General features: G+C 62.4%; 25 protein-coding genes. 14 read left to right on the forward strand and 11 right to left on the reverse strand.

Annotation, left to right across the window (positions count from 1 at the left end; translation table 11 throughout):
- Window positions 1–34: 34 nt before the first annotated feature.
- Window positions 35–499 carry a DUF494 family protein gene (locus tag VPH41_RS25695; RefSeq protein WP_034749287.1) on the forward strand — a complete coding sequence of 155 codons (465 nt, stop codon included), beginning with the start codon at window positions 35–37 and terminating at the stop codon, window positions 497–499.
- A 293-nt stretch (window positions 500–792) separates the two neighbouring features.
- A complete protein-coding gene (locus VPH41_RS25700) occupies window positions 793–3,462 on the forward strand; it encodes a DNA topoisomerase III (protein ID WP_328571957.1) in 2,670 nt (889 codons plus the stop codon).
- 81 nt (window positions 3,463–3,543) lie between these two features.
- On the opposite strand, the gene pcaC is transcribed toward VPH41_RS25700, so the two are convergent.
- The 5 genes from pcaC to VPH41_RS25725 form a co-directional block, all read right to left on the reverse strand.
- Window positions 3,544–3,942, reverse strand: coding sequence for a 4-carboxymuconolactone decarboxylase (gene pcaC, locus VPH41_RS25705; RefSeq protein ID WP_152256175.1), 399 nt, complete (start codon window positions 3,940–3,942; stop codon window positions 3,544–3,546).
- Between the two features lie 78 nt (window positions 3,943–4,020).
- Complete coding sequence (locus VPH41_RS25710) at window positions 4,021–4,749, reverse strand: hypothetical protein (protein WP_328571958.1); 729 nt, start codon at window positions 4,747–4,749, stop codon at window positions 4,021–4,023.
- A 75-nt stretch (window positions 4,750–4,824) separates the two neighbouring features.
- Window positions 4,825–6,210 (reverse strand): alkaline phosphatase, encoded by a 1,386-nt coding sequence (locus VPH41_RS25715; RefSeq protein ID WP_405002829.1) that lies wholly within the window; start codon window positions 6,208–6,210, stop codon window positions 4,825–4,827.
- 68 nt (window positions 6,211–6,278) lie between these two features.
- A complete protein-coding gene (locus VPH41_RS25720; protein ID WP_328572066.1) occupies window positions 6,279–7,679 on the reverse strand; it encodes an alkaline phosphatase in 1,401 nt (466 codons plus the stop codon).
- A gap of 164 nt (window positions 7,680–7,843) precedes the next feature.
- Window positions 7,844–8,515, reverse strand: a complete 672-nt coding sequence (locus tag VPH41_RS25725) for a hypothetical protein (protein ID WP_328571959.1) — start codon at window positions 8,513–8,515, stop codon at window positions 7,844–7,846.
- Window positions 8,516–8,614: 99 nt separating this feature from the next.
- Between VPH41_RS25725 and VPH41_RS25730 the strand changes: the two genes are divergently transcribed.
- The 5 genes from VPH41_RS25730 to VPH41_RS25750 all read left to right on the forward strand — a co-directional run bounded on the left by VPH41_RS25730 (window position 8,615) and on the right by VPH41_RS25750 (window position 13,356).
- Window positions 8,615–9,544 carry a LysR family transcriptional regulator gene (locus tag VPH41_RS25730; protein WP_328571960.1) on the forward strand — a complete coding sequence of 310 codons (930 nt, stop codon included), beginning with the start codon at window positions 8,615–8,617 and terminating at the stop codon, window positions 9,542–9,544.
- A gap of 88 nt (window positions 9,545–9,632) precedes the next feature.
- Window positions 9,633–10,502 carry an MBL fold metallo-hydrolase gene (locus tag VPH41_RS25735; protein ID WP_328571961.1) on the forward strand — a complete coding sequence of 290 codons (870 nt, stop codon included), beginning with the start codon at window positions 9,633–9,635 and terminating at the stop codon, window positions 10,500–10,502.
- A gap of 82 nt (window positions 10,503–10,584) precedes the next feature.
- The gene (locus tag VPH41_RS25740) at window positions 10,585–11,247 is read left to right on the forward strand and encodes a DsbA family protein (RefSeq protein WP_328571962.1); all 663 of its coding nucleotides are present in this window, start codon (window positions 10,585–10,587) and stop codon (window positions 11,245–11,247) included.
- Between the two features lie 93 nt (window positions 11,248–11,340).
- Window positions 11,341–12,804: a catalase gene (locus VPH41_RS25745; protein ID WP_328571963.1), complete on the forward strand. Its 1,464-nt coding sequence runs from the start codon at window positions 11,341–11,343 to the stop codon at window positions 12,802–12,804.
- 168 nt (window positions 12,805–12,972) lie between these two features.
- Window positions 12,973–13,356 carry a hypothetical protein gene (locus VPH41_RS25750; protein WP_152284299.1) on the forward strand — a complete coding sequence of 128 codons (384 nt, stop codon included), beginning with the start codon at window positions 12,973–12,975 and terminating at the stop codon, window positions 13,354–13,356.
- A gap of 57 nt (window positions 13,357–13,413) precedes the next feature.
- Here VPH41_RS25750 and VPH41_RS25755 read toward each other — a convergent pair whose 3' ends face one another.
- The 4 genes from VPH41_RS25755 to VPH41_RS25770 all read right to left on the reverse strand — a co-directional run bounded on the left by VPH41_RS25755 (window position 13,414) and on the right by VPH41_RS25770 (window position 20,079).
- Window positions 13,414–16,992, reverse strand: coding sequence for an ABC transporter permease/M1 family aminopeptidase (locus VPH41_RS25755; RefSeq protein ID WP_328571964.1), 3,579 nt, complete (start codon window positions 16,990–16,992; stop codon window positions 13,414–13,416).
- Window positions 16,993–17,002: 10 nt separating this feature from the next.
- The gene (locus VPH41_RS25760; protein WP_152256184.1) at window positions 17,003–17,896 is read right to left on the reverse strand and encodes an ABC transporter ATP-binding protein; all 894 of its coding nucleotides are present in this window, start codon (window positions 17,894–17,896) and stop codon (window positions 17,003–17,005) included.
- Window positions 17,897–18,099: 203 nt separating this feature from the next.
- Entirely contained in the window at window positions 18,100–19,296 is a 1,197-nt protein-coding gene (locus VPH41_RS25765; protein ID WP_328571965.1) for an ABC transporter permease, read from the reverse strand.
- 3 nt (window positions 19,297–19,299) lie between these two features.
- Window positions 19,300–20,079, reverse strand: a complete 780-nt coding sequence (locus VPH41_RS25770) for an ABC transporter ATP-binding protein (RefSeq protein WP_152284302.1) — start codon at window positions 20,077–20,079, stop codon at window positions 19,300–19,302.
- Between the two features lie 147 nt (window positions 20,080–20,226).
- On the opposite strand from VPH41_RS25770, the gene VPH41_RS25775 reads away from it, so the two are divergent.
- Both VPH41_RS25775 and coq7 read left to right on the forward strand, forming a co-directional pair.
- Window positions 20,227–20,658: a hypothetical protein gene (locus VPH41_RS25775; protein WP_287776815.1), complete on the forward strand. Its 432-nt coding sequence runs from the start codon at window positions 20,227–20,229 to the stop codon at window positions 20,656–20,658.
- 85 nt (window positions 20,659–20,743) lie between these two features.
- Window positions 20,744–21,388 carry a 2-polyprenyl-3-methyl-6-methoxy-1,4-benzoquinone monooxygenase gene (gene coq7 / locus VPH41_RS25780; protein ID WP_328571967.1) on the forward strand — a complete coding sequence of 215 codons (645 nt, stop codon included), beginning with the start codon at window positions 20,744–20,746 and terminating at the stop codon, window positions 21,386–21,388.
- Window positions 21,389–21,548: 160 nt separating this feature from the next.
- On the opposite strand, the gene VPH41_RS25785 is transcribed toward coq7, so the two are convergent.
- Window positions 21,549–21,977: an OsmC family protein gene (locus VPH41_RS25785; protein ID WP_328571968.1), complete on the reverse strand. Its 429-nt coding sequence runs from the start codon at window positions 21,975–21,977 to the stop codon at window positions 21,549–21,551.
- Window positions 21,978–22,202: 225 nt separating this feature from the next.
- Between VPH41_RS25785 and rplM the strand changes: the two genes are divergently transcribed.
- From rplM to erpA, 5 genes are all read left to right on the forward strand, one after another.
- Window positions 22,203–22,631, forward strand: coding sequence for a 50S ribosomal protein L13 (gene rplM / locus VPH41_RS25790; RefSeq protein WP_010393282.1), 429 nt, complete (start codon window positions 22,203–22,205; stop codon window positions 22,629–22,631).
- A gap of 9 nt (window positions 22,632–22,640) precedes the next feature.
- Entirely contained in the window at window positions 22,641–23,033 is a 393-nt protein-coding gene (gene rpsI, locus VPH41_RS25795; RefSeq protein WP_010393285.1) for a 30S ribosomal protein S9, read from the forward strand.
- A 168-nt stretch (window positions 23,034–23,201) separates the two neighbouring features.
- On the forward strand, window positions 23,202–24,239 hold the full coding sequence (gene argC, locus VPH41_RS25800) for an N-acetyl-gamma-glutamyl-phosphate reductase (RefSeq protein WP_328571969.1): 1,038 nt from the start codon (window positions 23,202–23,204) through the stop codon (window positions 24,237–24,239).
- 90 nt (window positions 24,240–24,329) lie between these two features.
- Complete coding sequence (locus VPH41_RS25805; RefSeq protein ID WP_131376556.1) at window positions 24,330–24,719, forward strand: bactofilin family protein; 390 nt, start codon at window positions 24,330–24,332, stop codon at window positions 24,717–24,719.
- A gap of 94 nt (window positions 24,720–24,813) precedes the next feature.
- Window positions 24,814–25,176 (forward strand): iron-sulfur cluster insertion protein ErpA, encoded by a 363-nt coding sequence (gene erpA, locus VPH41_RS25810; RefSeq protein ID WP_029496047.1) that lies wholly within the window; start codon window positions 24,814–24,816, stop codon window positions 25,174–25,176.
- A gap of 65 nt (window positions 25,177–25,241) precedes the next feature.
- Here the strand turns inward: erpA and VPH41_RS25815 are convergent, their stop codons facing one another.
- Window positions 25,242–26,333 (reverse strand): anhydro-N-acetylmuramic acid kinase, encoded by a 1,092-nt coding sequence (locus VPH41_RS25815; protein WP_328571970.1) that lies wholly within the window; start codon window positions 26,331–26,333, stop codon window positions 25,242–25,244.
- Window positions 26,334–26,335 lie beyond the last annotated feature (2 nt).

The raw sequence follows: 26,335 nt of genomic DNA on the forward strand, positions 1-26,335 counted from the left end.
GTGCCGCAGCGAACTTAGCTGATAGAGTAGAGCCATGTTCGATATCCTGGTGTACCTCTACGAGACTTACTATCGCCCCGATGCCTGCCCCGAGCCGGCAGTGCTGGCGCGCAAACTGTCGGCCGTCGGTTTCGACGACGTGGAGATTTCCGAAGCCCTCGTGTGGCTGACGGACTTGAACGCCATGGCCGGCGTCGAACAGACCCTGACAGCCAGTTCCACGGGCACGCGCTTTTACGTGCAGCAGGAAAGCGACGTGCTGGGCACGGCCGCCATCGGTTTCATCCAGTTCCTGGAAAGCGCCAAGGTGCTGTCGCCGCTGCAGCGCGAAATCGTCATCGAGCGGGCGCTGGCCCTCGACGAGGCGCCCGTTTCGCTGGGCAAGCTGAAAGTCATCGTGCTGATGCTGCTGTGGAGCCAGGGCAAGGAACCGGATGCCCTGATGTTCGACGACCTGTTTGTCGACGATGAAGACCTCCCGCCGCGCTTATTGCACTAATATATAGACGTCGCTGGCGGCCGCTGCCGCTGCCTGCCCGACCCTGGCGCCGCCGCCTAGCCATCCCCTTTACTATGTGCTGTACCGGCGCGCCCGCCCGGCCATTGGGTTTGCGCCTGCGCATTCTTGCTTGCAGATAACTTGCCGAATTCTTCAATAGGCGCTTATCATTGGCCGCTTGACAAGACCACAAGTCACAAGGCCTTGCGCAGACAAAAGCGTCGGCGCTTGGCAATGCACTGTATGATGCGCATGCTGAAACTATCCTAGAGCATTTTTCGAGACTAAAAAATATGACAAAAACCCTCATCATCGCCGAGAAGCCTTCTGTCGCGAACGATATCGCGAAGACGCTTGGCGGCTTTACCAAGCACGATGAGTACTTTGAATCGGATGAATACGTCCTGTCGTCGGCGGTCGGCCACTTGCTGGAGATCGCCGTGCCGGAAGAATTCGACGTGAAGCGCGGCAAATGGAGTTTCGCGCACTTGCCGATGATTCCACCGTATTTCGCGCTGAACCCGATCGCCAAGACGGAAGCGCGCCTCAAAGTATTAAACAAGCTGATCAAACGTAAAGACGTTACCACCCTCATCAACGCATGCGATGCGGGGCGCGAAGGCGAGCTGATTTTCCGCCTGATCGCGCAAAACGCCAAGGCCAAGCAGCCGGTCAAGCGCCTGTGGCTTCAGTCGATGACGCCGGGCGCCATCCGCGACGGTTTCTCGCACCTGCGCAGCGACGAAGAAATGCTGCCACTGGCCGATGCGGCCCGCTGCCGTTCGGAAGCCGATTGGTTGATCGGTATCAATGGCACGCGCGCCATGACGGCGTTTAATTCGAAAGAAGGCGGCTTCTATCTGACCACCGTGGGCCGCGTGCAGACGCCGACCCTGTCCATCGTGGTCGAACGCGAAGACAAGATCAAGAAATTCGTGCCGCGCGACTTCTGGGAAGTGCGCGCCGAATTCGTCTGCGCAGCCGGCATCTATGAAGGCCGCTGGCTGGACACGAAGTTCAAGAAGGACGAGAACGATCCCGAGAAGCGTGCCGAGCGCCTGTGGAGCAAGACGGCTGCCGACTCGATCGCCACCGCCTGCCGCGGCCGCCAAGGCATCGTCACGGAAGAGTCGAAGCCGACCACCTCGATGGCGCCGGGCCTGTTCGACCTGACCAGCCTGCAGCGCGAAGCGAACTCGCGTTTCGGTTTCTCGGCCAAGAACACGCTGGGCCTGGCCCAGGCGCTGTATGAAAAGCACAAGGTCTTGACGTATCCGCGTACCGATTCGCGCCACCTGCCGGAAGACTACATGCCGACCGTGCTGCAGGCGCTGGAAACGGTCAAGGAAAACAGCAACTACCACCAGTTCGCCAAGCAGATCATCGACAAGGGCTGGGTCAAGCCGAACAAACGCATCTTCGACAACACGAAGATCTCGGATCACTTCGCCATCATCCCGACGACGATTGCACCGAAAAACCTGTCCGAGCCGGAACAGAAGCTGTACGACCTGGTCACGCGCCGCTTCATGGCCGTGTTCTTCCCGCCTGCGGAATTCCAGGTCACCACGCGCTACACGGAAGTGTCCGGCCATCAGTTCAAGACTGAAGGCAAGGTCATGACCAATCCGGGCTGGCTGGCCATCTACGGCAAGGAAGCATCGACGGATGCGGACAAGGAAAGCAATGGCAACGGCAACCTGGTGCCCGTGGCCAAGGGCGAGAAAGTGCAGACGGAAAGCGTCAGCGCCAACGGCCTGGTGACGAAACCGCCCGCGCGCTTCACGGAGGCGACCTTGCTGTCGGCCATGGAAGGCGCCGGCAAGCTGATCGACGACGACGAGCTGCGCGATGCGATGGCCGGCAAGGGCCTGGGCACGCCAGCCACGCGCGCGGCCACCATCGAGGGCTTGCTGACGGAGCGTTACCTGATCCGCGAAGGCCGTGAACTGATTCCGACGGCCAAGGCATCGCAGCTGATGACCTTGCTCAAAGGCCTGGGCGTCAATGAATTGACGGCGCCGGAGCTGACGGGCGAGTGGGAATACAAGCTGTCGCAGATGGAAAAAGGCAAGATTTCGCGCGAAGAATTCATGCGTGAAATCGCGCAGATGACGCAAATCATCGTCAAGCGGGCCAAGGAATACGACAACGACACGATTCCCGGTGATTACGCGACCCTGGAAACGCCATGCCCGAATTGCGGCGGCGTGGTGAAGGAAAACTACCGCCGTTTCGCCTGCACCAAGTGCGAATTCTCGATGAGCAAGACGCCGGGTTCGCGCCAGTTCGAAATCGCGGAAGTGGAGCAATTGCTGAAGGACCGCACCATCGGCCCGCTGCAAGGCTTCCGCTCGAAGATGGGCCGTCCGTTCGCCGCCATCCTGCGCATCGTGCGCGATGAAGAGATCAAGAACTTCAAGCTGGAATTCGATTTCGGCCAGAACGACGAGAGCGAAGATGGCGAAGGCGTCGATTTCACGGGCCAGACGCCCGTGGGTCCTTGCCCCAAGTGCAACGCCGGCGTGTACGAAATGGGCCTGGCCTATGTGTGCGAACACAGCGTAGCCAAGCCGAAGACGTGCGATTTCCGCAGCGGCCGCATTATCTTGCAGCAGGAAATCTTGCCGGAACAAATGGCAAAACTGCTCAACGATGGCAAGACGGACCTGTTGCCGGGCTTTGTTTCGCAGCGTACGCGCCGTCCGTTCAAGGCCTTCCTCGTGCGCGGCAAGGATGGCAAGGTGAGCTTCGAGTTTGAAGAGCGCAAGGCCAAGCCGGGCGCGAAGACGAAAGCGGCAGCGGCCGAGGCGGAAGGCGAAGAAGGCGCGGCGCCAGCGAAGAAGACGGCCGTCAAGAAAGCGGCAGCCGTCAAGAAAGCGCCGGCCAAGAAGGCTGCGGCCGTGAAAAAAACGGCGGCCAAGAAGGCGCCGGCGAAGAAGGCGGCAGCAGCGGCGGAGTAATCGGCTGCGGCATCAGCCAGCGTCAAAAAGCCAGGGATCGCTCCCTGGCTTTTTTTACGTCCCGATTTGATGGATGAATAGTCAGCCTGGCGGCGGGGCCGGCTCCACCAGCCCCATTTCCCGCAGCACTTCATGCGCGGAACGGAAGGCGTCGATGGCCAGCGGCATGCCGCAATACACGGCCGCGTGCAGCAGCACTTCCTGGATTTCCTGCATCGATGCGCCATTGTTGACCGCGCCGCGCACATGGCCGCGCAGCTCCTGGGCGCGGCCCAGGGCCGTCAGCATGGCGATCGTCGCCAGGCTGCGCGTTTTCAGGTCCAGGCCATCGCGGCACCAGGTCGTGCCCCAGGCGTTGCGCGTGACGAAGTCCTGCAAGGGCGCCGTGAAGGCGTCGACCTGGGCAAACGCGCGTTCGACAAAGGCGTCGCCCATCACCTGTTTGCGCATGCGCAAACCGTTCTCGAATTGTTCATCCATGCCGCGCTCCCTTTGCTGTACGCTTTCGATACTAGCGAGCGGGCAAAGTGCGGTCAAGCGCGGCGTGGCGCCTTGCGCTCAGTCCAGGTAGTCCGAGTATTCGCGCTGCGCGTAGTTCTGCAGGTTTGCCCATGGCTGCGCCTTGCTCACGCCTGGCTGCAGCTTGACGTCGACCCGGCGGTAGAACGTGTTCGCGCGGTCGCCGCTTTCGATGATCAAGGGAATCTGCTTTTGCTCATCCCACAGGATGCGCTGGAACACGCCATTTTTTTCCACTTCGCGCCAGCGCGCGCCCGTCACGTTCGATGCCTGTTTCGACAGCGGCATGGCGGCCACCAGTTTCGGGTCCAGCAGATAAAAACTGTTTTCCCAGGAACCGTCGAAATTGACGTTCTCGTACTCGGCTTTCGGGATGGAGACGACGATCTTGTCGTGCGCATCGATGTATTCCACGCGCACCGTGTTCTTTTCCAGCATCACGTGGCGGGGAATCAGCACGGGATTGAAGTGCTTGTGCTCATGCTGCGTGGCCGCGGTCGACGTTTTCAGCGCCATTTTCCTGTTCTCGCCATGGCTGTGCCCGGCATGCGCGTCGGTGGCCGGCGCCAGTACGCGCTCGACCCACACGTGGCCGGGGCGGCGGAGCATTTTTTCTTCGTAGCGGCTTTCGCGCGTCACGCCTTCCGGCGTCAGTACGCGGCTGTAATAGGTGATGCCCAGGTCCAGGTCGGCAGGGGCGGCGGGCGCGGCCTGGGCGCTGGCGGCAAAGCCGGCGGCCAGGAGGACGGCGATCAGGGTCGGTTTCATGGTGTTGCCTTTACGTGCAAAGGGGGCGGAGGGCATACGCCATCCGCCCCGGTGGGGTTACCGTGTTGATGCAGATCAGAAGCCGAAGGCTGCCTTCAGCAAGTCAAACACCTTGGTGTTGTCCAGCGTGCCCTTGAAGGTCTTGGCGCCGGCACCCGTGGCCAGCAGCTTGACGTCGCCGCCGCCGTGGGTTTCGCTGGCCAGGCGCACGCCTGTTTCTTGCAGGTAGTTGTCTTTCAGGGCCGTGGCGCTGTCGACATTGCTGCGCAGATCAGGGCGGTTCGGGCCATTGCCGAACACCAGGGTGGTGTAGGTATTGCCGTCCGCATCCTTGCTTGGCTGGTTATCCTTGTAGCCGCGGTTGATGTCGAGGATAGGGTTGCCGCGCTTGCCGTAGCCGTTGAACGCCAGGGTGTGGTCATGGTCGGCCGTGACGACGATCAGGGTGTTGGCCAGCGTCGGATCGGTTTCCTTGACCTTGGCGATGGCTGCCTTGATGGCGTCGTCGAAAGCGATGGTGTCCGTCAGCGCGCGCTTGGCGTTGATGCCGTGCAAGGCGTGGTCGATGCGGCCGCCTTCGACCATCAGGAAGTAGCCGTTGCTGTTTTTCGACAGCAAGTCCATGGCTTTCAGCGTCATTTCCGACAGGCTAGGCTGGGTCGCGCCTTCGCCCAGCGGCGGCGTGGCGGTGCGGTCCAGCTCATATTCCAGGTGGCTGCGGGTGCTGTACAGGCCGATGAATTTCTTGCCGCTTGGTGCTGCCGCCATTTCCGCTTTCGTCGCGGCCACGGTGTAGCCCTTGGCGGCAAATTCCGTCAGCAGGTTGCGGCCGTCGGCGCGGCCATACTTGTTGCTGGCCGACCAAGGCGTGAAGTGGTTGCGGCCACCGCCCATCAGCACATCGACGCCGTCGCCCAGGGCGGCGTTGTAGCCTGCGCCGCCCGGCACCGTTTGCGCGGCAATCGCGTATTGCGCATTGCGGTTGCAGATGTGCGAGAAGGTCGTTGCCGGCGTGGCGTGCGTCAGTTCCGTGGTGGTGATGGCGCCCACGGCCTTGCCCTTGGCTTTTGCCAGTTCCAGGATGGTCGGCACGGTCTTGCCGCCGGCCGGGCAGTTGTCCACGCCCAGGTTGCCGTTGGCATCGCGGCTGGGCTCTTTGGCGATCGTGTCCTGCGCCATCGAGATGACTTCATTGTTCATCTTGACGCCGGTCATGTAGGCGGCCATCGATGGCGCGCTGTCCGTCGTTTGCGCATCGTTCGAGAACGTCTTGATGCGCGCCGTGCGTTCCAGCGTGTCCATCGTCAGGCTGCCGTCTTCCTTGTACTGGTAGATGCGCGCGGCCGTCACGACGGACGGGCCCATGCCGTCGCCGAGGAAGAAGATGACGTTCTTGGCGTCGGCGGCGTAGGCGCTGGCGACGCTGGCGGCCACGAGCGTGGTCAGCAAGGAGAGTTTCAGGGCCGATTTCAGTGCGGCGGGTTTCAATGCGCTTTTCATGTGCTTGTCCAATTCTTGTCTCTTGGGGATTACAGACCGCCGGCGGTCTTGACCAGGCCGAATACTTTGGTGTTGTCGATGGTGCCCAGGAAGGTTTCCGAACCCTTGCCGATGGCACCCAGGAAGACGTCCGTGCCGCCGTGGGTTTCATTGCCGGCCGTGGTGCGGATTACCGCTTCCTGGTGGTAGGTGTTGGCGCTGGTGACGGTTTCATCGAGGCTGGCCATGGCGGCGCGGCTCGATTGCGTGCGGTTTTCGCCATTGCCGAAGCCGATGATCGAATACGGTGCGCCGTCCAGGTCTTTCTCGATGGCGCCCGTCACGTAGTTCTTCACCACGCCCAGGACGCCAGGGTTGCCGGCAGCCGTCTTGCCCGTGCGCTTGGCGTAGCCGTTCAGCACCAGGGTGTGGTCATGGTCGGCCGTGACGACGATCAGGGTATTGGCCAGGGTAGGGTCGCTGACCTTGGCTTTTTCGATGGCGGCCTTGATGGCGTTGTCGAATGCGACGGTGTCTTGCAGCGCTTTCTTGGCGGTGGTTTCGTGCAGCGCATGGTCGATGCGGCCGCCTTCGACCATCAGGAAATAACCTTTCTTGTTCTTGGCCAGCACGTCCATGGCCTTGGTGGTCATTTCCGCCAGGCTAGGTTCTTTCGCTGCATCGCGGTCAAGGTCGTAGCTCATGTGGCTGGACGTGAACACGCCGAACAAACGGTCCGTCTTGGCCGCATCGACGGCCTTGAAGTCGGTGGCGTTGTTGGCGATGGTGTAGTTCTTCGCTTTCAGTTCGGCAACCAGGTCGCGGCCGTCGGAACGCTTGCCGCCATCCTTGAACGGCTTGAAGAATTGCGCGCCGCCGCCGAGAACCACTTCCAGGCCGGAAGCGCCCAGCGCGTAGTTGTAGCCCGTGCCGCTAGGCACCAGGGCTGCGGCGATATCGTTTTCCAGGTCGCGGTGGCAGATGTGCGAGTACGTCGCGGCCGGCGTGGCGTGCGTCACGCGCGCCGTGCTGACGACGCCGGCGGCAAAGCCCTTGGCCTTGGCCAGTTCCAGCAGGGTGGTGGCAGGCGTGCCGTTGCTGGTGCCGCAGTTGTTGACCAGCTTGTTGCCGTTCGCATCCGTGCCCGGATCGATGGCGACCGTGTTGGCGGACATGGAGATGACTTCATTGTTCATCTTGACGCCGGTCATGTAGGCAGCCATCGATGGCGCGCTGTCCGTCACTTGCGCATCGTTCGAGAAGGTCTTGACGAAGGCCGTTTCCGGCAGGGTGTCCATGGTCAGCGAACCGTCTTCGCCCACCGAATAGATGCGCGCGGCCGTCATGGTGGTCAGGCCCATGCCATCGCCGAGGAAGAAGATGACGTTTTTCGGTGGCGTATCTGGCGCCACGTCGTCTTTTTTGGCGTCGCTGCCGCAGGCGGCCAGCATCAGGGTGATGGCGACGCTGCAGCCAGCGACGGAAATTTTTCTGCGTGTCATGTGGTTCATCCGGCTAGGTTTGAAAGAGCTAGCAAGATAACAATCCAATGTGACACCATCATGACGGTGTGACACGTTTTGTGACGGCGCCACGCCATCGCCGGTGTGCTGCTTTAGCGTACGTCCTCTGTAGAAAAATACACCGTACCGCGCAGGCGGGCCGCTTGTCCCAGCTGCGTGCGCAGGGCGCCGGCGGGGGTTTCCCGCACGCCCGACCTGGCCACCACGATGTCGGCGTGCGGCGCCCCGGCAGGGCTGGTCCAGGCCACGATATGCTCGAAATCGGGCCGGCTGTCGATGCGCTTGACGAGGAAGCGCTGCGTGCCGTCGCCCACCTGCAGGTAGCGCGCGCTGGCATTGACGGCAGGCGCGGGCGACAGCTGGCGCATCAGCAGCACGCGCTCGACGACGATGGCGGCCGCGCCGTAGCCGGGCTCGGCTTTGCCATCCTTCTCGAAATGCCCGCGCACCACCGCCGCCCGGAACTGGCGCAGCGGCTGCGGCGCGGCGGGCAGCAAGCGCGCCAGCTCGAAGCGTTCCGGCGCCAGGGTCCACAGGGCCGTCCTGCCGTCGAGCTGCCGGCGCAGCCGCGCATCGAGGGCGGGGTCGGCCAGCCGCAGCTGCAGCACCACCTGGTAGTCGTGCGGGGCATGGAACATGGGCAGGTGCGAAGCATAGAGCCCCTGCTTGCCGCCAAACAGCACCATGCCGTGCACGCCCCAGGTCGGCGGCGTGGCGTGGGCGAGGCTGGACGTGAGGAGGAAGAGGGCGAGGAAACGCAGCATGGGGAAAATGGCAGAGTGACGATGCCACGATGATAGAGCCGGTATCATGGCCGGTACAGCAACCATTTTTCATATTATGTGTCCCATTGGGAAACTATCATGCCCCTGAACCTTGCCGACCTGCGCGTGTTCTGCAGCGCCGCGCGCCAGCCCACCCTGGGCGCGGCGGCGCTGGAATTGCATTTGACGCCATCGGCCGTCTCGAAAGCCTTGCGCCGCCTGGAGGGCGACATGGGCGCGCCCCTGTTCGACCGTAGCGGCAAGCAATTGCTGCTCAACGATAGCGGCCGCCTGCTGCTGGCGCGGGCGCGCGCCCTGCTGGCGCTGGCCGAACAGGCGCGCCTGGACGTGATGGGCGAGCGGGGCGCCATCGCCTGCCGCATCGCCGGTCCGGCCCTGCTGCTGTGGCGCCATGCGGACGCGCTGGCGGCGGCGCTCGATGCGTATCCGCAGGCCAGCGTGCACCTGCAGCCCGCTTTCGAGGATGCGGCGCTGGCGGCCCTGGCGCGCGGCGACTGCCACGCGGCGCTGGTGACGCAGGAAGCCGTCGCCCAGCGCGGCGCCGACTGGCCGGCTTCCTGGCAATGCACGGCGCTGGGCAGCATGCGCATGTTGCTGGCGGCCGGGCGTGCGCATGCGCTGGCGCGCGGCGTGCCGGCCGCGTCCGCATCCGTGCCTTGCCGCCTGCAGGACGTTTTGCCGCATGCGTTTGCCAGTCCCACGCATTCGCTGCTGTGCGGCGAAGAGCGGGGCCGCCATGCCGATGGCTGGCGCGGCGCGGCCGGGCGGACCATCCGTTACTGGAGCGACGATGCGCAGTTGCTGCTCGGCTATGTGCAATCGGGACGGGCACTGGCCTACCTGCCCGACTTCGCCGTGCGCGCGCACGGTCTGCTGCAGCTCGAACTGGCCGGCAGCGTCGATTGCAGCGAGCAGGTGCTGCTCGTGTGGGATGGCGCGCTGGCGGGGCAATGGCTGCGCGAAATGGCGCGGCAGTTGCCGCTTGCTTCGACGATTGCATCGAATTAAGAAACAAACTATTGCGGTTTATCGGGTTTTTCTGCCGGATTAAGCAACGTAAGATGCATGCATCCCAATCATCTTGTGAAGGCACATCATGTTCTCCAAATCCATTGCCAGCATTCTTGTTTCCACCGTGTTTGCCGCCGGCGCCGCCTCGGCTGCCGCCAGCGCTCCCCTGACCCTGGAAGTCTTCAACCCGGGTGAAGCGGCCATCTTCCCCGTCGCTTCCGTGCTGGTCGCGGGCAAGCATGACGCCGTGCTGATCGATGCGCAATTCTCGCGCGCCGAAGCGCAGAAACTGGTGGAAAAGATCCGCGCCAGCGGCAAGAAGCTGACGACCGTGTACATCAGCCACAGCGATCCCGATTTTTACTTTGGCCTCGACGTGATCAAGGCAGCGTTCCCACAGGCAAAAATCGTCGCCACGCCGGAAACCGTGGCCGAGATCCGCCGCAAGGCCGACGCCAAGGTCGCCTACTGGGGCCCCATCCTGAAAGACAATGCGCCGCACGGCATCGTCATTCCGGACGCGTTGAAGGGCAAGCGCATCAGCCTGGAAGGCCAGTCGCTGGACATCGCCGGCCCGACGCCATCGCGCACCTATGTGTGGATTCCGTCGATCAAGGCCGTCGTCGGTGGCGTGGTGCTGTTTGGTAACTTGCACGTGTGGACGGCCGATACGCAAAGCCTGCAATCGCGTCAGGACTGGCTCAAGACGCTGGACGGCATCGCCGCCCTGAAGCCTGTCACCGTCGTGCCCGGCCACTTCAAGGTGGGTTCCAGCATGACGCCCGACAGCATCGGCTTTACCCGCGACTACCTGGTGACGTTCGAAGGGGAAACGGCGAAGGCGGCCAATTCCGCCGCCCTGATCGAGGCCATGAAGCAGCACTACCCGAACCTGGGCCTCGATGGCGCGCTGGAAACGAGCGCGAAAGTGGCCAAGGGCGAGATGAAGTGGTAAATCCGTAGTAAAGACTGCGGCGCGGCGCCTGCACGGGCCGCGCCGCCTGGACTGAAACGCATTCAAGCATCAAGGAGCCAGCATGGCGTATCCTACACTGCATTACATTTTCGATCCCCTGTGCGGCTGGTGCTACGGCGCCGCGCCGCTGGTCGAGGCGGCGCGCGCCGTGCCCGGACTGACGGTGGCCTTCCACGGCGGCGGCATGATGACGGGCAGCAATCGCCGCCAGATCACGCCCGCCTGGCGCGGCTATGTGCTGCCGCATGACCGGCGCATCGAGCAATTGTCCGGCCAGCCGTTCGGCGACGCCTATGTCAACGGCTTGCTCAACGACACCACGGCCATGATGGATTCGGAACCGCCGATCACGGCCATCCTGGCGGCGGAAGTGCTGTCCGGCAAGGGCCTGGACATGCTGCAGCGCGTGCAGCGCGCCCATTACGTGGATGGCTTGCGCATTGCCGACCTGCCCGTGCTGGTGACCTTGGCGCAAGAACTGGGCATGGACGGCGCCGCATTCGAGGCCGCGTATGCGCGGCAGGCGGGCGCCGCCACGCAACGGCACATCGATGCCAGCCGCGCCTTGCTGGCGCGCGTGGGCGGCCAGGGCTTTCCCACCTTCGTGCTCGACGATGGCAGCGGCAAGCTGTCCGTAATCGATATCGGGGAATTCCTGGGCCAGCCGGCGAAGCTGCAGGCGCAGCTGGGCGGTGTGTGCGACGCCCATGGCTGTGCATTGTAAATATCTATCGATCCGATAAAATCAATTAGCTTTTCCTTTGTTGTTGCACTCGTTACACTGTTTGCATCAGTCAACAACGAAGGAAAAGCAGCCATGAGCCAACAGCCGCCATTCAGCACCGCGTCGGGCATCCCCGTCGCCGACAACCAGAATTCCATCAGCGCCGGTCCCCGCGGCCCCCTGCTGCTGCAAGACTTCCACCTGATCGAAAAGCTCCAGCATTTCAACCGCGAGCGCATTCCCGAGCGCGTGGTGCACGCCAAGGGTTCGGGGGCCTACGGCACCTTTACCGTCACGCACGATATCTCGCGCCATACCAAGGCCAAGCTGTTCAGTGAAGTGGGCAAGCAGACGGCCACTTTTGCCCGCTTTTCCACCGTCGGTGGCGAGCGCGGCAGTGCCGACACGGAACGCGACCCGCGCGGCTTTGCCGTGCGCTTCTATACGGAAGAGGGCAATTGGGATTTGGTGGGCAACAACACGCCCATGTTCTTCATCAAGGACCCGATCAAGTTCCCCGACTTTGTCCACACGCAAAAGCGTGATCCGCACAGCAATTTGAAATCGGCGGAAATGATGTTCGACTTCTGGAGCCATGCACCGGAAAGCCTGCACCAGGTCACCATGCTGTTTTCGGACCGCGGCACGCCGGACGGCTACCGCCACATGGATGGCTTCGGCAGCCACACGTATAGCCTGATCAACGCGGACGGCCAGCGCGTGTACGTGAAGTGGCACTTCAAGACGCGCCAGGGCATCAAGAACCTGTCCGCGGCGGAAGCGGGCCGCCTGGCCGGCGCCGACCCCGACTACGCCCAGCGCGACCTGTTCGGCGCCATCGAACGCGGCGATTTTCCCCAGTGGGAAGTCAAGCTGCAGGTGGCGACCGAAGAGCAACTGGCGCAGTGGGAACAGCGCACGGGCTGGAACCCGTTCGACCTGACGAAAGTGTGGCCGCACGCAGACTTCCCGCTGCTGCCCGTGGGGATTTTCGAGCTGAACCGCAACCCGGACAATTACCACGCGGAAGTCGAGCAGGCGGCCTTTTCGCCCGCCAACGCCGTGCCCGGCATGGGGTACTCGCCGGACAAGATGCTGCAAGGCCGGCTGTTCGCCTACCACGATGCCCAGCTGTACCGCGTCGGCACGAACCACCAGCACTTGCCCGTGAACGCGGCCCGCTGCCCTTTCCATAACCAGCAGCGCGACGGCAGCATGGCCATTAATAATGGCGGCGCGGCACAGAACTATGCGAACGTGGCGGCAGCAGGCACGCAGCCGCAAGGGCTCGGTCATGGCGAAGGGGCGCTGGCGCTGGCGGGCGGCGCGGCGCGCTACGATGGCCGCGGCACGGAAGACGACTACACGCAGGCCGGCAATCTGTTCCGTCTGATGTCCGCCCAGGCAAAGCAGAACCTGTTCGACAACCTGGCAGGACCGTTGAGCCAGGTGCGGCCGGAAACCTTGCAGCGTCAGCTGGGCCACTTCGACCGGGCCGATGCCGCGTATGGCGCCGGCGTGCGGGCCGCCCTGCAGGCGCGTGGCGTGGCACTGTAATGGAGTGTTGCAGGCGGAACAGTCCTGTTCCGCCTGTTTGATACAGCACAAATTAGAAGGGGATACCAAATATTGCCGTATGGACATATTTGCCTTCCATGCGTAGACTTGTCGATCTGATGATCGCGCCGTCTTCCTGGCGGCGTCCTGACTAGAAAGTCTTGCAATATGAATATGGCGAAGCTGTCGGTGCATGGGGACGACCCCACGCTCAAATCCATCCTCGAAGTCTTGCCCACCGATCCGGAGCGGCAATGGCGCAAGGGCGAGGCGAAGGGCGCGGGCCGCGTGCATCTCGATTCCGGCTTCGACGTGCTGATCGCGCAGGCCTCCAAATCGCAGGTGTTGCCTTCGCGCATACGCAGCTACCTGGCCGAATGCCGCTCGCGCGGCGTCACGTTCACCATGCCGCGCATCGTGGCCGAACTGCAGCTGGAATTGAATGGCGACGACACCGTCGATGCGCCGCTGGACCTGAGCCTGGCCGACATGCAGCACCTGACGGAAATGGGCATCAGCCTGAGCCTGGTGACGCGCAGCGCCGCAGCCTGATTCCCGTGTGACATTGAAAAATGGCCGTCCAACAATGCGTTGGGCGGCCATTTTGCGTTACGGCTCTTCGAGCTCGACGGTGACCATATTGTCGTCCGGCTTGCGGTCGATCAGCTTGTTGTCGGGATCGATGCCCGCCTTGCCGGGCCGGCTGCCGACGATGACGGTATAGCTCGCTTCGCGCGCCGTCATGCGCAGGCGTTCGCGTAGCAGCGGATGGCCGTTCGCGTCGTCGACGCCGATCTCTATCCAGTCGTGCAAGGGCGCGTCGTGCTCCTCTCCCTGTTCGCCGGCCGTCAACTTGCTCGCCTGCACCTTGAGGGTGACGGCGTACTTGCCATCGCTGCGCTTGACGGCCGTGGCCGACAGGGCGCGGTTATCGAACAGCACGATTTTCTCGAACAAATCGTCGATCAGGTAAGCCTGCTCGGGCGGCGTGACCTGGCGCAAGCCGGTAATCAGGGCCGTCACGCTGGCATACGGCGGGCCTTTCTGGCCATAGGTCTTGAGCAAGTCGTGCAGCACGCCGTTGACCTTGTCTTCGCCGATCACGTCTTGCAGCAAGTACATGGCCAGGCTGCCCTTGTGGTAGTGGATGTAGGGCTGGTTTTCATTGTCGGCCAGCGGCAATTCCTTCTTGCGCTCTTCGCTGCGGCCCATCAGGTATTGATTCAGGTCATAGCGCAGGAAGCGGCGCATCTTGGCCGGCCCCACGGTTTTCTTCATCACCATCAGGGCCGAGTATTCGGCCAGGGTTTCGCTGAGCACGGTGGCACCCCGCGTGTTGCCACCGACCAATTGATGCGCCCACCACTGGTGTGCCACTTCGTGCGCCGTGATGTAGAACGGATAGTCGAGGTCTTTCGGATTCTTGTCGTCCACCTTGGCGATGAAGCCCAGGCCTTCCGAATACGGAATGGTGTTCGGGAACGATTGCGCATACGTGGCGTAGCGGGGGAACTCGACGATGCGCAGCACCTTGTGCTGGTAGGGGCCGAAGTTTTTCGTGTAGTACTCGAGCGCTTCCTTGCTGCCGCGCACGAAGCGTTCGAGATTGTATTCATGCCCGGGCTGGTAATACACGTCGATGGACACGTCTTGCCAGCGCTCGTGCTTGACGGCGTAGCGGGCCGACTGGAACGAGTAGAAGTTCAGGATCGGCTGTTCCATCGTGTAATGGAAGTAGTGGCGGCCCTTGGCGATCCAGTCGTTGTCCAGCATGCCTGGCGCGATGGCCGTCTGGCCGTCGACGGTGCTGACGGTGGCGTCGAAGTTGATGCGGTCGGCATCAATGCTGACGTAATTGTCGGCCAGCCCCCGCGCATCGTCGCGCGGCAAGGCCCGCTCGCGCGCGGGCAAGCCGTGTTTCTTGCGGTCGCGCGGGTCCGTCAACTCCATCTGCGGCTGGTAACCGATGTGCGGCAGCACGGCATTCGTGAAGAAGGTGCCGTTGGCCACCACGGGCGTGTCCTGGCCCAGGCCGAAGATGCCGCGGGGGGCGTAGGAAATGTCGAAATCGAGGCCCAGGCTGGCGCCCGGCGCCAGCGGCGCGGCCAGGCGGTAGCTGTAAAAGCCCAGCTTGCCGTCATCGAGGCCCGGATGCACGCGCGCATCGAAGCGCAGGCGCATGGTGGCGGTGGGATCTTGCTGCACAAAAATGTGGCTGATCGGAAGGCTGGTCTTGTTTTGCAGCACATAGCGGCCCGTGACGGCCAGGGTGCGCTGCGCCGGATAGATGGCCACGTCGAGTTTTACGTCGGTGATTTTCGGCTGCGGCGTGGCGGCAAACTTGCGGTACTGGCGCTCGGCACTGGCGCGATCCGCATCGCGGGCGAATTCGGACTTGTAATCGTTGGCCACGTGGAAGACGTAGAACAGCACGGCGCCCGCGCCCACGAAGACCACGGCGCCGCCGGCAAAGCTGGCCAGCACGCCTTGCGTCAGGCCGTGGCGCGCCAGGCGCAGGCGGATGCGCCAGCTGTCCTGCGCGCCGCGGGGCCAGAACAGCAGCGACAGCACGGTCAGCATGACGGCCGCGCCGCTCCAGTACAGCAAGTACCAGCGCTCGCGCAGCAGGTAGTGGCCGGCGCCGTTCATGGCCGAATACACGAAGTCCGGCGTGTTGCCATACAGCAGCAGCGGGTCGCCCAGGCCCAGCGAGGAAAAGCTGATGCTGGCGATGTGGTACAGAATCATGGCGAAATACGCCAGGTATTTGTGATTGATCACTACCTGCAGGAAGATGGCCAGCACGGCGATCAGCGCGTAGGACGGCAGGTGCGACAGGAACAGCGATTCCAGGTACAAGCCGGGGTCGAGGCGGTAATAGCCCTTGAAGACCTGGATCGACATGCCGCACAGCATGATGACCAGGCTCAGCAGTGCTTGCAGGCCGATCAGCGCAAACAGCTTCGACAGCAGGGGCAGCCAGTTCGGCACGGGCAGGGCGTCGAGCATCAGGTGCGTGCCCGCCTCGCGTTCGCGCCACACCAGCTCGCCCGCATAGAAGGTGGTAATGATCAGCATGAACAGGGCGAACGAGGCGCTGACCATTTCCAGCACCTTTTCCGTGACCGGATAGGTATTCGTGCCGTAGATGGAGCCCATGTCGAGCGCGCCGCCATACATGGTCAGCACGCCGGCCAGCACGATGACGACAAAATAGATGTTCTTGATGGTTTCGCGCAGGTTCAGCCAGCTCATCTTGAGAAGCAGGGCGGCCAGGCTGCGCTGCGCGAAGTCGGGCGCTTCCTGCGTGGACAGCGAGGCGTTCGACAGGCGCAGCGGCACGTCGCCGTCGCTGCGGCGCTTGCTGGCGCCCGCGTCCGTTGTGGCGTGGAACTGGAAGCGCCAGTAGCCGAGCAGCAAGGCCACGAGGGCGAAGCCCGACCAGATGGCGCGGTTCAGCAGGTACACGCCTTCCAGGCTCACCAGACGGGTGTTGCGCTCCGCATTCGGCCAGTATTCCGTCAGGCGTATCAGCGCCGTGGTGCCGAAGGGGTCGATCAGGGCGGCCAGGGTCTTGTAGTCGAGGTCGCGCGCCAGCGACGGGGCCACCAGGTAGCCGATCAGCATCACCACGGAACTGATGTAGACGGGCAGCATGCGCCGCGTCAGGGCCGCGATGACGAAGAAGATGGCGCCGAAGATGAACAGATTGGGCAGCAGGGTGAACACATACGGCATCAGGTAGGCCAGCGCGCGTTGCGGCCCCAGCCGTTCCGGATCGATGCCGGGCAGCCAGGCCCCCAGCCAGGCGCCCAGCACGATGCTGGAAAACACCACCGCCAGCACCAGGTAGGCGCCCAGGAAGCGGCCGAAAACATACTGGTATTTCCGGATCGGCGCACTGAAGAAGAAATGCTGCATGCCGTATTCGAAATCCTGCTGCACCGAGCGGCCCATCATGGCGGCCACCACGACGGCGCCGAAGCAGCCCAGCAGGCTGCAGGTAAACGCCAGCGAGCGGGGTGCGTTGATCAGGAACTTGCCGCCGAAACTGATGCTCGCTTCCTTGAAGACGCCGCCGGCAGCGGCCATCCACAGCATGGCCAGCGCCAGGAACATGACGAAATACACCCAGGTGGACAGCAGCTTGAGCCGCTGTCGCGCTTCAAAGCGGGCGATGGCAAACATGGCGCGCCCCTCAGTCGCACTGCGGGGCGACGCGGTGGCGCCCGGCAATGGTGGCGAAATACAGGTCTTCCAGGTCGCCGATGGCTTCCTCGAAGCCGTCGCCCGGGTCCGTGTCGCTGTAGACGTGGATCAGGGTGCGGCCCGACAGCAAACGCGTGGAAATGACGGCGTGGCGCTGCTGGAAGCTGGCCAGCTCCTTCTTCTCGACAAAGCGCGCCCAGATCTTGCAGCTGACTTCGTCGATCAGTTCCTGGGTCTTGCCGCACAGCAGTAAATGGCCCTTGTTGATGATGGCCATGTTGGCGCACAGGTCGGCCACGTCGGACACGATGTGGGTCGACAGGATCACCGTCTTGTCTTCGCCGATGTCGGACAGCAGGTTGTGGAAGCGCACGCGCTCCTGCGGGTCCAGGCCGGCCGTCGGTTCGTCGACGATGATCAGTTTCGGGTCGCCCAGCAGGGCTTGCGCGATGCCGAAGCGCTGGCGCATGCCGCCGGAAAAGCTGCCCAGGCGCTGGTGGCGCACGTCGAACAGATTGGTTTGCTGCAGCAGACCGTCGACGACTTCGCGCCGGCGCGCCCGCTGCGACAGGCCTTTCAAGGTGGCAAAGTGGTCGAGCAGCTCGTAGGCCGTCACTTTCGGGTACAGGCCGAAGTCTTGCGGCAGGTAGCCCAGCATGCGGCGGATCTCGTCCTTGTCGTCGAGCACGTCATAGTCGCCGAAGAAGATGGAGCCGGAATCGCACTCCTGCAAGGTGGCCAGGGTGCGCATCAGGGTCGACTTGCCGGCGCCATTCGGGCCCAGCAAGCCAAACATCCCGGGCGGTATCGTCAGCGACACGTTATCCAGCGCCACCACGCCATTCGCGTAGGTCTTCGACAATTTGCGAATCTGCAATTCCATACAACTCCTAACTCATGCGTTGCAGCCCGATGGTGCAGGGCTTCTCTATGCTGGCATTGTATTGAATTTAAGACGTACTGGGCAGTTGCATGCGATACACGGCATTTTCGCGTGCCCAGAGTGCAATTGGACGGGGTGGGCGGCGCGCCCGTCCGGGCCGTGCATGGGGACCTGTTTCGCCCCGCCGGCGCGCCGCGTGACCATCAGTTACGAAACAGCACCGATTCCCGGTTGAACCACCAGCGGCACAGCATCAGCAGCGCGCCCGCGATCACCGTGGTCGACGCCAGAATCACGCCAAACATGCGGTAATCCATGGTGCCCTTGACCAATTCCTTCATGGCCAGCGACACGTTCGTCAGCGGCACCATGGCCCACATCCAGTTCAGCTCGACGCCGGGCAGCATGGCCGCCACGGTGGGCAGGATGACGAACAGCATCAGCGGCGTGATCATGCCGGCCGCTTCCTTGTAGCTTTTCGCGTAGATCGAGATCGACAGCAGCAGCGAGGCGAAGATGGCCGCCGTCGGCACCAGCATCAGGGTCACCATGGCCAGGTCGGGCAAGCCGATGCTGCGCACCATGACGGCCATATGGCCTTCCAGCGAACTGCCGAAGATGGCCAGCAGGGCGCCCATGCTGCCCACCATCAGCACGGCCGAGGTCATGCCGACGGTAAACAGCACGAGGAACTTGGCCAGCACGATGGCGCTGCGCGGCACGGGCGCCAGCAGCAGGGTTTCCAGGGTGCCCCGCTCCTTTTCGCCCGCGCCCAGGTCGATGGCCGGATACATGGCCGCCGTCAGGCACACCATCAGCAGCAGATAGGGCAGCATGCCGCCGACGATGGCGCCCATCTGCTCGCGCTCGTTGGCCGTCGATTGCTTGTCGAGCACGATGGGATGCAGGGCAAAGGCCAGCTGGGCCGGACTCAGGTTCAGGGCCGACAGCGCCCCTTCGCGCAGGCTGGCGTTGTAGGCGTCGACGATTTCGCGCACCCGCTGCTGGGTCACATCGACCGTGCTGGCGCTGTTGTAGTGCAAGGTCACCTTGGCTTGTTGATGTTGCTGCAATGCATCTTCAAAATGGGGCGGAATGACGACGGCAAACTTGATGGTGTCGTCGCCGATGGCGCGGCGGATCTCCGCCTCGCTGGCCAGCGGCACTTCGCGCAAGTTGTGCTGCTGCGCAAAACGCGCGCTCAAGCCCGGCGAATGGTCCTTGCCGAACAAGGTGTAGCGCATTTCCGCCGTCTTGGCGTTCTTGAACATATTGCTCGATACATAAGCGAAGCCGCCAAAGATCAGCGGCATGGCAAAGATGGGGATCAGGATGGTGAAAATCAGCGTCTTGCGGTCGCGCGTGAGTTCCAGCAACTCTTTCAGATAAATGGTCCACATGGCTCAGGCTCCCTGGTTGATGACGCTGACAAAGGCGTCGTACAAGTCCGCGCTGCCGCCCAGGTGGCGCAGTTCGTTGACCGTGCCGTTGAAGGCGGTGGTGCCGCGGTTGATGATGCAGACGCGGTCGCACAGCTTTTCCACCTCGTGCAGGTGGTGCGTGGAAAAGATCAGCGGCACGCGCAGCGCCTTGTAGCTGGCGATGAAGTCGAGCAGGATCTTGGCCGACATCACGTCGAGGCCCGTCGTCGGTTCGTCGAGGATCACCACCTGCGGCTCATGCACGACGGTGCGGGCGATCGCGCACTTTTGCTTCATGCCCGTCGACAACTGGTCGGCCCGCTTGCCGCCATATTCCTCCATTTGCAGCAGGGCAAACAGCTCGTCGCAGCGGCGCTTCAGCTTGTCGGCCGGCATGCCGTGCAGGCGGCCGAAGTATTCCACGTTTTCGCGCGCCGTCAGACGGCCATACAGCCCCGTCGAGCCGGACAGGAAGCCGATGCTCTGGCGCGCCACCAATGGCTGCTGCAGCACGTCGACGCCGTTGACGAGGGCGCTGCCCGCGTCCGCCTGCAGGGCCGTCGACAGCAGGCGCAGGGTGGTGGTCTTGCCGGCGCCGTTCGGCCCCAGCAGGCCCAGCACTTCGCCGGGGGCGCAGCTGAAACTGACGTCGCGCACGGCGTGAAACCAGCCGTCGTGTTCGCGCGGATCGCTGACGTGCACGGCCTTGCCCTTGTGGGGCGGCATGCGGAATCGTTTTGCCAGATGCTTGACTTCAATCATGTGTTTGATCCAATCGTAAGGAAGAATCAGAGTAGCATGTAAAAAATGTAACTTGCAAGATGGAAATATCGTTTGGTCTATTGAAAAAAACAGCATCTTCATGCAAGCTGGCCCGGTGGGCGCCGGCGGACGGCGCGGGAGAGCGCAATGCAAACGATCGATCAGGCAATGCAGGACAAGGTACTGGCCGTGGCGCGTGCCGGCATGACCAGCGCCGAAGCCATCGGTTTCTTCCGCGTCAGCCTGGGTCTGTACTACCTGGCGGGCCTGATGACGGAAGAAACGCTCGATTTCAAGGAGATCGACGCCCGCTATAACCGCTTCATCTACCATTCGCTAGGCGGCGGGCACAGCATCGCCAGCGTGCTGCAATTTATGAGCGGGGAAAAAGTCTTGCGCGTGCTGCAATCGCCGCGTTTTCTCGCCGCGTTTGCCGAACACTGCCCGGACATTCCCGTCGACAGCATTTCCTTCCTGATTTCACTGAACCTGGGCGTGGCGAAAAGCCTGTCCGGCCTGGACGCCGTCGGCCCCGTGGTGGACTGGATCGAGCAGGAAAAAGCGCGCACAAGTCAATAAAGCCCCGTTCACCCTGCGCGCGGCGTGGGTACGGCTGGCCCCGATCGTCCTATAATTCATGTTTTCCCCTACATGAATAGCCACGATGACCGCGCACCGCTACTTTGATCCCCTGGACCGTTTGATTGTTGTCGCCGACAAGGCCCTGCGCGTCATGGCGGGCGTGGCTTCCGCTTCGCGCCCGTCGCCGGCCGCGCACGCACCCGATGCGGAGCTGAGCGCGGCCGAGCAGCGCCATAGCGCCGGCTTGATGCGCGTCAACCATGTGGGCGAAGTGTGCGCGCAAGCCCTGTACAACTCGCAGGCGCGTTATGCGCACAGCCCCGCCATCCGCGCCCAGTTCGATGAAGCGGGACGCGAAGAGGAAGACCACCTGGCCTGGACGGCCCAGCGCCTGACGGAGCTGGGCTCGCGTCTGAGCCTGCTCAATCCCCTGTGGTATGCGGGTTCGTTTGCGTTGGGCACCATCGCCGCGCGCATGGGCGACGGCCGCAGCCTGGGGTTTGTGGTGGAAACGGAGCGCCAGGTGGAAGCGCATCTGGCCAGCCACCTGGAAGAATTGCCGCCGCAGGACGCGAAATCGCGCGCCATCGTCAAGCAGATGGCCATCGACGAAGTGGAACACGGCGCCGCCGCCCAGCGACTGGGCGCCATCGATACCCCGGCGCCCGTGAAGGCGCTGATGGGCATCATGGGGAAAGTGATGACGAAAACGGCGTATTACATTTAAAACAAAGGCGCTCTGAAGAGCGCCTTTTTTATGCATGCCTGAGCCGTGAAACGCCTGACAAAACCGTAGCGAGCGGAAGGGAGAGGTGGTCGAGAAGCGCAACCGTGCTGGAGCACGGTGAGCATCGCAGGCCGCCTATACCGACGCGCAGTAGGTTTGGTCAGGCGATTTCTTCGATGATCTCGAAGGAATGGGTAATCTCCGCTGTCTTGGCCAGCATGATGGACGCCGAGCAATATTTGTCATGCGACAAGGCCACGGCCCGTTCCACGGCCGTCGGTTTCAGGGCCTTGCCCCGCACGGTGAAGTGGAAGTGGATCTTGGTGAACACTTTCGGGTCGGTCTCGGCGCGGTCGGCCTTCAGGGTCACTTCGCAGCCGCTCACGGCTTCGCGGCCCCGTTTCAGGATCAGTACCACGTCATAGGCGGTGCAGCCGCCCGTGCCCAGCAAGACCATTTCCATGGGGCGTGGCGCCAGGTTGTGGCCGCCGCCATCGGGCGCGCCATCCATGGTCACCAGGTGGCCGGAACCCGTTTCTGCCCGAAAACTCATGCCCGACGGGCCATTCCAGCTGACTTTGCATTCCATCGTACTCTCCGAAAATTGTAAGCGTTTTGTATTGTAATAGAGGAATGCCTGTCCATGTGCCGCCCGCGGGGCCGCAGCCGGCCTGCATTGCGGCTTGACGCGGCACGGCAAAGCCGCTTATACTTGTCGGCTTTCCGTTCGCTCAGGAAAAGTAAATAAGGCAGAGTCCGCACAGCAACATCGGCGGAACCACCATTTGAGCGTGTAATCTATTAGGAAGTCAACATGAAAACATTTTCCGCTAAAGGACATGAAGTCCAGCGCGATTGGTTCGTGGTTGACGCGACGGACAAAGTCCTCGGACGTGTTGCCAGCGAAGTGGCACTCCGACTGCGCGGCAAACACAAACCAGAATTTACTCCTCACGTCGATACCGGCGACTTCATCGTCGTCATCAACGCAGGCAAACTGCGTGTGACCGGTACCAAAGCTACTGAGAAAATTTACTACCGTCACTCTGGCTATCCAGGCGGCATCTACGAAACCAACTTCCAGAAAATGCAACAGCGTTTTCCAGGTCGCGCGCTTGAGAAAGCGGTCAAAGGCATGCTGCCTAAAGGCCCACTCGGCTACGCAATGATCAAGAAGCTGAAAGTGTACGCGGAAGGTTCCCATCCGCACGCTGCTCAGCAACCTAAAGCACTTGTTCTCTAAGGAACTGACATGATCGGTAATTACAATTATGGAACCGGCCGTCGCAAAAGTGCAGTGGCTCGGGTTTTTATCAAAGTTGGCACAGGCTTGATCGTTGTTAACGGCAAACCAGCAAACGAATACTTTTCGCGCGAAACGGGTCTGATGGTCATCCGTCAACCACTGGAACTGACCGGCAATGTCGAGCGTTTCGACATCAAAGTCAACGTCCATGGCGGCGGTGAGTCGGGCCAGGCTGGTGCAGTTCGTCACGGCATCACCCGCGCTCTGATCGACTACGATGCAGCGTTGAAACCGGAACTGGCGAAAGCCGGCTTCGTGACCCGCGATGCACGTGAAGTCGAGCGTAAAAAAGTTGGTCTGCGCAAAGCACGTCGCGCAAAGCAATTCTCGAAGCGTTAATTCTTACGCTGCAGCACCTTCCGGGTGCTGGTCGAAAAGCCGCTGGACTTCGGTCCCGCGGCTTTTTTGCATTTCAGCGGCTTGCGCCGTTGCGCTGTAAAATACGCGGAAAACCCCCATGGGGGCGTTTCCCTTCATCTTTATGCAATCTATATACAAGGAAAGAACATGATCAAAGTTGGCATCGTCGGCGGTACTGGATACACGGGCGTGGAATTGCTGCGCTTGCTTGCTACCCATCCAGATGTCGAATTGACGGCGATTACCTCGCGCAAGGAAGATGGCTTGCCCGTTGCTGACATGTATCCTTCCCTGCGTGGTCATGTGAAACTGGCGTTTTCCTCGCCGGACAAGGCGAATCTGGAACAGTGCGACGTGGTCTTCTTTGCCACCCCGCATGGTGTTGCGATGGCGCAAGCCCCAGCCTTGCTGGCCGCCGGCGTAAAAGTCATCGACCTGGCCGCCGACTTCCGCCTGAAAGATCAGGCCAAGTTCGAACAATGGTACAAGATTCCCCACACGGCGCCCGAGCTGATAGCCCAGGCCGTGTATGGCTTGCCGGAACTGAACCGCGAAGATATCAAGCAGGCCAAGCTGATCGCCAATCCCGGCTGCTACCCGACTACCATGCAGCTGGGCTTTTACCCGCTGCTCAAGGCGGGCCTCGTCAATGCGGGCGGCTTGATCGCCGACTGCAAGTCGGGCGTGTCTGGCGCCGGCCGCAAGGCGGAGATCGGCATCCTGTTCTCGGAGGCAAGCGACAGCTTCAAGGCCTACGGCGTGGCCGGTCACCGCCACCTGCCGGAAACGACGGCGCAATTGCAGCGTTTCACGGACGAGAAAGTGGCGCTGACCTTCACGCCGCACCTGGTGCCGATGATCCGCGGCATGCATTCGACCCTGTACGCGCAACTGAACAAGGATGTCAGCAATGAAGAATTGCAATCCTTGTTTGAAGAGCAATACAAGGATGAGCCTTTCGTCGACGTGATGCCATTCGGCTCGCATCCGGAAACGCGCTCCACGCGCGGCTCGAACATGCTGCGCCTGGCCTTGCACCGTCCCGAAGGCAGCAACACCGTCATCGTGCTGGTGGTGCAGGACAACCTGGTCAAGGGCGCATCGGGCCAGGCCGTGCAGTGCATGAACTTGATGTTTGGCTTGAAAGAAACGGCCGGTTTGCAACACATCGCCCTGCTGCCGTAAATTTAGGCACGGGGGCTTGCGCAGGTCCGGCGCCTTTTTGCCGGACCTGTGATAAATTGGACTGCCACGTACACCGACAGGATGACGTTCATGTTCGAGCGCAATGCGAAAAACCCCATCGACACCTTGATCGGCGCTTCCACGCGGATCGAAGGCGACTTGCTGTTTTGCGGCGGCTTGCGCATCGATGGCCATGTGCGCGGCAACGTCACGGGCGAGCCGGGCGACCCCACCTATGTGGTGCTGGGCGAGGCAGGGCGCATCGATGGCGAAGTGCGCTGCTCGAGCCTGGTTGTCAGCGGCGAGATCAATGGCCCCGTGTATGTGTCCGAAATGCTTGAAATCCAGCCGAAAGCCCGCATTGTAGGAGAGGTCTACTACAAGGTGCTGGAAATGCACAGCGGCGCCCTGGTGCAAGGCAAGCTCAGCCGGCACGACAGCGCCGACCCCGTGCTGCATCTGGCCGTCTCGGAAATGTGAGCAGGAACAACACCAGCCAGCCGCGCCAGCGGCCGCCGCAGCGAGAGTTGTGCCAACAGTCTATAATGAGGCTATGTTTTCTGAGGAGTCTGAAATGAATGCAGTCGCTGAAATGCAAGATGTGATCCCATCGCCTATCATCTTTACCGATAGCGCCGCCGAAAAAGTCGCGCAGCTGATCGAGGAAGAAGGTAATCCCGACCTGAAATTGCGCGTGTTCGTGCAGGGTGGCGGCTGTTCCGGCTTCCAGTATGGCTTCACCTTCGATGAAATCGTCAACGAAGATGACACCACCATGGTCAAGAACGGCGTCCAGCTGTTGATCGATTCCATGAGCTACCAGTACCTGGTCGGCGCGGAAATCGACTACAAGGATGACCTGGAAGGCGCGCAGTTCGTCATTAAAAACCCTACCGCGACGTCTACCTGCGGTTGCGGTTCGTCTTTCTCCGTTTAAGCACTAAACTGGGCAAGCAAGAAAATAGCGGATCGATGATCCGCTATTTGTGTTTCTACGCCGGCTCAGCGCGGGTACAGCGCGCCCAGCACCCGTAATCCCTGCGCACCCGTCACGGCCGGCAAGTTGCCCGGCTTGCGCTGCGTAAAGCGCCAGGCCAGCCAGGCAAACGCCAGCGCCTCGACCTGGCTGGGCGCCACGCCCAGCGCTTGCGTGGATTCCACCGTCATGCCCGGCAATTCAGCGGCCAGCGCCGCCATCAGGCTGGCGTTCTGCGCGCCGCCGCCGCATACATATACCGTCTCCGCCTGCGCCCCGTCGCGCACGATGGCTTGCGCCAGGCTGGCGGCCGTCAGCCGGGTCAATGTCGCCTGCACGTCGGCCGGCCTGGCATGGGGATGGCTGGCCAGCTTGCTGTTCAGCCAGTCGGCGTGGAACAGGTCGCGGCCCGTGCTTTTCGGCGCCGGCAAGGCAAAGTAGGGTTCGTTCAGCAGCTCGGCCAGCAGGGCAGGGATGAGCTGGCCCGTGGCGGCCCAGGCGCCGTTGGCGTCGTAGGGCTGGCCCAGGTGCTGCAAGGCCCAGCCGTCCATCAGCGCGTTGCCGGGCCCCGTATCGTAGCCCGTCACCGTGCCATCCGCATGCAGCACGCTGATGTTGCCGATGCCGCCGATATTGGCCAGCACGCGCGTGTGGCCGGGCAGGTTGAAAATGGCCTGGTGGAAGGCGGGCACCAGCGGTGCACCCTGGCCACCGGCCGCCACGTCGCGGCTGCGCAGGTCGGCGATGACGTCGATGCCCGTCAGCTCGGCCAGCAGGGCCGGGTTGTTCAGCTGGCGCGTAAAGCCCAGTTCCGGGCGGTGGCGGATGGTCTGGCCATGGGCGCCGATGGCGGCGATGGCGTCCGGGCCGATGCCTGCATTGCTGAGGAGCATGGCAACGCAATCGGCGTAATGGCGCACGAGCTGGTTTGCCGCCAGCGCTTCGCGTTCGATTTCATTCTGGCCGGCACTTTGCAAGGCCATCAGGTCGGCGCGCAAGCTGGCGGGAAAGGCAATATACGCGTCGCCCAGGCTGCGCGTGCCCTCGTCGGAAAAGTCGACCAGCGCGCCGTCGACGCCATCGAGGCTGGTGCCCGACATTAAACCGATATACAGCATGG

Source organism: Janthinobacterium sp. P210006 (assembly GCF_036231885.1).
GTDB lineage: Bacteria > Pseudomonadota > Gammaproteobacteria > Burkholderiales > Burkholderiaceae_D > Janthinobacterium > Janthinobacterium violaceinigrum.